Here is a 1,007-nt window from a genome sequence, read left to right as displayed (position 1 = left end):
CTAGGTCGTTTCTGATGGCTCTTGCTGGGGTGGGTGGATCAATGCTGGGGATGGGCAGGCGCGTCGTATGGTGCGGCGACATGAACTGACCGATGCGCAGTGGTGGAAGCTCGAGTCGTTGCTGCCTGTCAACGGCCGGCCCGGCGGGCAGTGGTCCGATCACCGCACGGTGATCAACGGAGTGCTCTACCGGGCCCGTACCGGGGTTCCCTGGCCGGACCTGCCGGAGCGCTACGGGCCCTGGCAGACCGTGTACGAACGGCATCGCCGCTGGTCGGCGGATGGCACCTGGGCCCGGATCCTGGCGGAGTTGCAGATCGAGGCGGATGCCGCCGACCCGGATGGCGCACTGGCCCGGCGCCTGGAGAAGGAGTGGGCGGTGAACATCGACTCCACCTCGTGCCGGGCTCATCAGCATGCGGCCGGGGCCCGGCACGAGCCGCCGCGTGACTTCCCGCAAAAGGGGGCGGGGCGCGTGTGGAGGCCGATGGGCGGGAGGCGCTGGGGCGCTCGCGGGGAGGAGTGACCAGCAAGGTCCACCTGCTGGCCGATGACCGGGCCCGCCCGCTGACCTGGCAGACCTCGCCTGGCCAGCGGGGCGACAACCCCATGCTCATCCCCGTGCTGGAAGGCCTGCGGATCGCACGGCGCGGGCCGGGACGGCCGCGCACCCGCCCGGACCGGCTGCGCGGCGACAAGGCCTACTCCAGCGGTGAAACCCGGGCCTACCTGCGCAGGCGGCACATCAAGGCGACCATCGCGCAGCCCGACGATCAGCGGGCCAACCGCCTCCGACGGGGCCGGGCCGGAGGCCGTCCCCCGGCCTTCGACAAGGCCCAGTACCGCCGCCGCAGCGCTGCCGAACGGTGCGTCAGCAAGTGGAAGCAGTTCCGTGCCGTCGCCACGCGCTACGACAAACGCGACTACATCTTCAACGGCACCCTCACCACAGCAGCCATCGTCATATGGCTCCGCGACACCGTCCAAGAGCCATCAGAAACGGCCTA

Annotated in this window: 1 protein-coding gene; it reads left to right on the top strand. The window is 70.4% G+C overall.

Annotated elements, in window-relative coordinates:
- Window positions 1-67: 67 nt before the first annotated feature.
- Window positions 68-1,007 (top strand): IS5 family transposase gene (locus ACYVOO_RS22120; protein WP_461017410.1). Its coding sequence is split into 2 segments (ribosomal slippage), with 941 coding nucleotides annotated over them: window positions 68-461 and window positions 461-1,007; the frame shifts between segments, so codons are not numbered across the junction. This gene is flagged as partial in the annotation.

The sequence above is a fragment of the Streptomyces daliensis genome, assembly GCF_054782395.1.
This window is presented reverse-complemented; position numbering and strand designations above follow the sequence as displayed.